The following is a 5,978-nucleotide window of genomic DNA, read 5'->3' as shown; positions in this document are numbered from 1 at the left end:
AGCGAATTCGACGATACCGGCTTTATCAGAAACACTGAGCAGAGCGCGGCGGACTGGACGACGTTGTTGCATGGTAAATCCCCTGGATTTCACGATTACAGAGAGCGTTAGATGAATTTTCCTGCGAAAAACTCATCTAACACACCTGACGAGGCATCCTTGTGAAGCGCGAGCATTTTAACGAAAACGTTTGCGCAACGCTCGCACATTTTTACTTTTTCGTATCATTGTGGATAAGTCTGTGTGTAAAAGGGTATAAGGCGGGGTTTTGCTGTGGAATGCAGCAGTCAGTCATTTTTCTGTCATTTAGCGGTTGCGGCCTGCGGAGAACTCCCTATAATGCGCCTCCATCGACACGGCAGATGTGAATCACTTCACAGACAACCCGGTCGGTTGAAGAGAAAAAATCCTGAAATAACGGGTTGACTCTGAAAGAGGAAAGCGTAATATACGCCACCTCGCAACGGTGAGCGAAAGCCGCGTTGCAACTGCTCTTTAACAATTTATCAGACAATCTGTGTGGGCACTCAAAGTGACATGGATTCTTAACGTCCTCGGACAATAAATGAATACCAAGTCTCTGAGTGAACATACGTAATTCATTACGAAGTTTAATTCACGAGCATCAAACTTAAATTGAAGAGTTTGATCATGGCTCAGATTGAACGCTGGCGGCAGGCCTAACACATGCAAGTCGAACGGTAGCACAGAGAGCTTGCTCTCGGGTGACGAGTGGCGGACGGGTGAGTAATGTCTGGGAAACTGCCTGATGGAGGGGGATAACTACTGGAAACGGTAGCTAATACCGCATAACGTCGCAAGACCAAAGAGGGGGACCTTCGGGCCTCTTGCCATCAGATGTGCCCAGATGGGATTAGCTAGTAGGTGGGGTAACGGCTCACCTAGGCGACGATCCCTAGCTGGTCTGAGAGGATGACCAGCCACACTGGAACTGAGACACGGTCCAGACTCCTACGGGAGGCAGCAGTGGGGAATATTGCACAATGGGCGCAAGCCTGATGCAGCCATGCCGCGTGTATGAAGAAGGCCTTCGGGTTGTAAAGTACTTTCAGCGGGGAGGAAGGTGTTGTGGTTAATAACCACAGCAATTGACGTTACCCGCAGAAGAAGCACCGGCTAACTCCGTGCCAGCAGCCGCGGTAATACGGAGGGTGCAAGCGTTAATCGGAATTACTGGGCGTAAAGCGCACGCAGGCGGTCTGTCAAGTCGGATGTGAAATCCCCGGGCTCAACCTGGGAACTGCATTCGAAACTGGCAGGCTAGAGTCTTGTAGAGGGGGGTAGAATTCCAGGTGTAGCGGTGAAATGCGTAGAGATCTGGAGGAATACCGGTGGCGAAGGCGGCCCCCTGGACAAAGACTGACGCTCAGGTGCGAAAGCGTGGGGAGCAAACAGGATTAGATACCCTGGTAGTCCACGCCGTAAACGATGTCGACTTGGAGGTTGTGCCCTTGAGGCGTGGCTTCCGGAGCTAACGCGTTAAGTCGACCGCCTGGGGAGTACGGCCGCAAGGTTAAAACTCAAATGAATTGACGGGGGCCCGCACAAGCGGTGGAGCATGTGGTTTAATTCGATGCAACGCGAAGAACCTTACCTACTCTTGACATCCAGAGAACTTTCCAGAGATGGATTGGTGCCTTCGGGAACTCTGAGACAGGTGCTGCATGGCTGTCGTCAGCTCGTGTTGTGAAATGTTGGGTTAAGTCCCGCAACGAGCGCAACCCTTATCCTTTGTTGCCAGCGGTCCGGCCGGGAACTCAAAGGAGACTGCCAGTGATAAACTGGAGGAAGGTGGGGATGACGTCAAGTCATCATGGCCCTTACGAGTAGGGCTACACACGTGCTACAATGGCGCATACAAAGAGAAGCGACCTCGCGAGAGCAAGCGGACCTCATAAAGTGCGTCGTAGTCCGGATTGGAGTCTGCAACTCGACTCCATGAAGTCGGAATCGCTAGTAATCGTAGATCAGAATGCTACGGTGAATACGTTCCCGGGCCTTGTACACACCGCCCGTCACACCATGGGAGTGGGTTGCAAAAGAAGTAGGTAGCTTAACCTTCGGGAGGGCGCTTACCACTTTGTGATTCATGACTGGGGTGAAGTCGTAACAAGGTAACCGTAGGGGAACCTGCGGTTGGATCACCTCCTTACCTTAAAGAACCTGCCTTTGCAGTGCTCACACAGATTGTCTGATGAAAAGTAAATAGCAAGGCGTCTTGCGATTGAGACTTCAGTGTCCCCTTCGTCTAGAGGCCCAGGACACCGCCCTTTCACGGCGGTAACAGGGGTTCGAATCCCCTAGGGGACGCCACTTGCTGGTTCGTGAGTGAAAGTCGCCTGCCGTCATATCTCAAAACTGACTTGCGAGTCATGTTTGAGATATTTGCTCTTTAAAAATCTGGATCAAGCTGAAAATTGAAACGACACACAGTTTATGTGTGTTCGAGTCTCTCAAATTTTCGCAAACCGATGATGAATCGAAAGAAACATCTTCGGGTTGTGAGGTTAAGCGACTAAGCGTACACGGTGGATGCCCTGGCAGTCAGAGGCGATGAAGGACGTGCTAATCTGCGAAAAGCGCCGGCGAGGTGATATGAACCTTTGACCCGGCGATGTCCGAATGGGGAAACCCAGTGTGTTTCGACACACTATCGTTAACTGAATACATAGGTTAACGAGGCGAACCGGGGGAACTGAAACATCTAAGTACCCCGAGGAAAAGAAATCAACCGAGATTCCCCCAGTAGCGGCGAGCGAACGGGGAGCAGCCCGGAGTCTGAATCAGCTTGTGTGTTAGTGGAACGGTCTGGAAAGTCCGACGGTACAGGGTGATAGTCCCGTACACGAAAATGCACAGGTTGTGAACTCGAAGAGTAGGGCGGGACACGTGGTATCCTGTCTGAATATGGGGGGACCATCCTCCAAGGCTAAATACTCCTGACTGACCGATAGTGAACCAGTACCGTGAGGGAAAGGCGAAAAGAACCCCGGCGAGGGGAGTGAAAAAGAACCTGAAACCGTGTACGTACAAGCAGTGGGAGCCTCTTTATGGGGTGACTGCGTACCTTTTGTATAATGGGTCAGCGACTTATATTCTGTAGCAAGGTTAACCGTATAGGGGAGCCGAAGGGAAACCGAGTCTTAACTGGGCGTTAAGTTGCAGGGTATAGACCCGAAACCCGGTGATCTAGCCATGGGCAGGTTGAAGGTTGGGTAACACTAACTGGAGGACCGAACCGACTAATGTTGAAAAATTAGCGGATGACCTGTGGCTGGGGGTGAAAGGCCAATCAAACCGGGAGATAGCTGGTTCTCCCCGAAAGCTATTTAGGTAGCGCCTCGTGAACTCATCTTCGGGGGTAGAGCACTGTTTCGGCTAGGGGGCCATCCCGGCTTACCAACCCGATGCAAACTACGAATACCGAAGAATGTTATCACGGGAGACACACGGCGGGTGCTAACGTCCGTCGTGAAGAGGGAAACAACCCAGACCGCCAGCTAAGGTCCCAAAGTCATGGTTAAGTGGGAAACGATGTGGGAAGGCACAGACAGCCAGGATGTTGGCTTAGAAGCAGCCATCATTTAAAGAAAGCGTAATAGCTCACTGGTCGAGTCGGCCTGCGCGGAAGATGTAACGGGGCTAAACCATGCACCGAAGCTGCGGCAGCGACACTATGTGTTGTTGGGTAGGGGAGCGTTCTGTAAGCCGTTGAAGGTGGCCTGTGAGGGTTGCTGGAGGTATCAGAAGTGCGAATGCTGACATAAGTAACGATAAAGCGGGTGAAAAGCCCGCTCGCCGGAAGACCAAGGGTTCCTGTCCAACGTTAATCGGGGCAGGGTGAGTCGACCCCTAAGGCGAGGCCGAAAGGCGTAGTCGATGGGAAACAGGTTAATATTCCTGTACTTGGTGTTACTGCGAAGGGGGGACGGAGAAGGCTATGTTAGCCGGGCGACGGTTGTCCCGGTTTAAGCATGTAGGCGGAGGTTCCAGGTAAATCCGGTACCTTTTAACGCTGAGGTGTGATGACGAGGCACTACGGTGCTGAAGTAACAAATGCCCTGCTTCCAGGAAAAGCCTCTAAGCATCAGGTAACATCAAATCGTACCCCAAACCGACACAGGTGGTCAGGTAGAGAATACCAAGGCGCTTGAGAGAACTCGGGTGAAGGAACTAGGCAAAATGGTGCCGTAACTTCGGGAGAAGGCACGCTGATATGTAGGTGAAGCCCCTGCGGGTGGAGCTGAAATCAGTCGAAGATACCAGCTGGCTGCAACTGTTTATTAAAAACACAGCACTGTGCAAACACGAAAGTGGACGTATACGGTGTGACGCCTGCCCGGTGCCGGAAGGTTAATTGATGGGGTTAGCGGCAACGCGAAGCTCTTGATCGAAGCCCCGGTAAACGGCGGCCGTAACTATAACGGTCCTAAGGTAGCGAAATTCCTTGTCGGGTAAGTTCCGACCTGCACGAATGGCGTAATGATGGCCAGGCTGTCTCCACCCGAGACTCAGTGAAATTGAACTCGCTGTGAAGATGCAGTGTACCCGCGGCAAGACGGAAAGACCCCGTGAACCTTTACTATAGCTTGACACTGAACACTGGTCCTTGATGTGTAGGATAGGTGGGAGGCTTTGAAGCGTGGACGCCAGTCTGCGTGGAGCCGACCTTGAAATACCACCCTTTAATGGCTGGTGTTCTAACGTAGACCCGTGATCCGGGTTGCGGACAGTGTCTGGTGGGTAGTTTGACTGGGGCGGTCTCCTCCCAAAGAGTAACGGAGGAGCACGAAGGTTAGCTAATCCTGGTCGGACATCAGGAGGTTAGTGCAATGGCATAAGCTAGCTTGACTGCGAGAGTGACGGCTCGAGCAGGTGCGAAAGCAGGTCATAGTGATCCGGTGGTTCTGAATGGAAGGGCCATCGCTCAACGGATAAAAGGTACTCCGGGGATAACAGGCTGATACCGCCCAAGAGTTCATATCGACGGCGGTGTTTGGCACCTCGATGTCGGCTCATCACATCCTGGGGCTGAAGTAGGTCCCAAGGGTATGGCTGTTCGCCATTTAAAGTGGTACGCGAGCTGGGTTTAGAACGTCGTGAGACAGTTCGGTCCCTATCTGCCGTGGGCGCTGGAGAATTGAGGGGGGCTGCTCCTAGTACGAGAGGACCGGAGTGGACGCATCACTGGTGTTCGGGTTGTCATGCCAATGGCACTGCCCGGTAGCTAAATGCGGAAGAGATAAGTGCTGAAAGCATCTAAGCACGAAACTTGCCCCGAGATGAGTTCTCCCTGAGACTTTAAGTCTCCTGAAGGAACGTTGAAGACGACGACGTTGATAGGTCGGGTGTGTAAGCGCAGCGATGCGTTGAGCTAACCGATACTAATGAACCGTGAGGCTTAACCTTACAACGCCGAAGCTGTTTTGGCGGTGAGAGACGATTTTCAGCCTGATACAGATAACAGAATTTGCCTGGCGGCTTTAGCGCGGTGGTCCCACCTGACCCCATGCCGAACTCAGAAGTGAAACGCCGTAGCGCCGATGGTAGTGTGGGGTCTCCCCATGTGAGAGTAGGGAACTGCCAGGCATCAAATAAGTGAAAAGGCCATCCGAAAGGATGGCCTTTTTGCGTTTATGTGCAGAAAAAACGGTAGGCCGGGTAAGGCAAAGCCTCCACCCGGCAAAGCAAATGACTAATGAATCACCTGCGACAGGAATGCACGCGTACGTTCCGACTTCGGATGCGCAAAGAATTCATCCGGTGGGGCCTGTTCAACGATCTCACCGCGGTCCATAAAGATCACCCGGTCTGCCACCGTTCTGGCAAAACCCATCTCATGCGTCACGCACAACATTGTCATCCCGGATTGCGCCAGCCCAATCATAGTATCCAGCACTTCTTTCACCATTTCCGGATCCAGCGCAGATGTCGGTTCGTCAAACAGCATAATTTTG

The 5,978-nt window shown here is 52.4% G+C and carries 1 tRNA gene, 3 rRNA genes and 1 pseudogene; 4 read left to right on the top strand and 1 reads right to left on the bottom strand.

Annotated features, from left to right (window positions below):
- Positions 1-633 precede the first annotated feature (633 nt).
- The 4 genes from ACIOC1_RS35545 (at position 634) to rrf (ending at position 5,610) form a co-directional block, all read left to right on the top strand.
- A 16S ribosomal RNA gene (locus tag ACIOC1_RS35545) occupies positions 634-2,173 on the top strand.
- 85 nt (positions 2,174-2,258) lie between these two features.
- Positions 2,259-2,334: transfer RNA gene (locus tag ACIOC1_RS35540), tRNA-Glu, on the top strand.
- 192 nt (positions 2,335-2,526) lie between these two features.
- Positions 2,527-5,430 (top strand): 23S ribosomal RNA (locus tag ACIOC1_RS35535).
- 64 nt (positions 5,431-5,494) lie between these two features.
- Positions 5,495-5,610, top strand: a 5S ribosomal RNA gene (rrf, locus tag ACIOC1_RS35530).
- Together the 16S, 23S and 5S rRNA genes with 1 tRNA gene alongside form the textbook arrangement of a ribosomal RNA operon.
- A 106-nt stretch (positions 5,611-5,716) precedes the next feature.
- Here rrf and ACIOC1_RS35525 read toward each other — a convergent pair.
- Positions 5,717-5,978, bottom strand: a pseudogene (locus ACIOC1_RS35525) (amino acid ABC transporter ATP-binding protein); the annotation flags it as partial.

The sequence above is a fragment of the Streptomyces sp. NPDC088197 genome, assembly GCF_044741185.1.
Classification (GTDB): Bacteria; Actinomycetota; Actinomycetes; order Streptomycetales; family Streptomycetaceae; genus Actinacidiphila.
The sequence above is the reverse complement of the archived record's forward strand: the minus strand, read 5'-3'. Positions and strand labels throughout refer to the sequence as shown.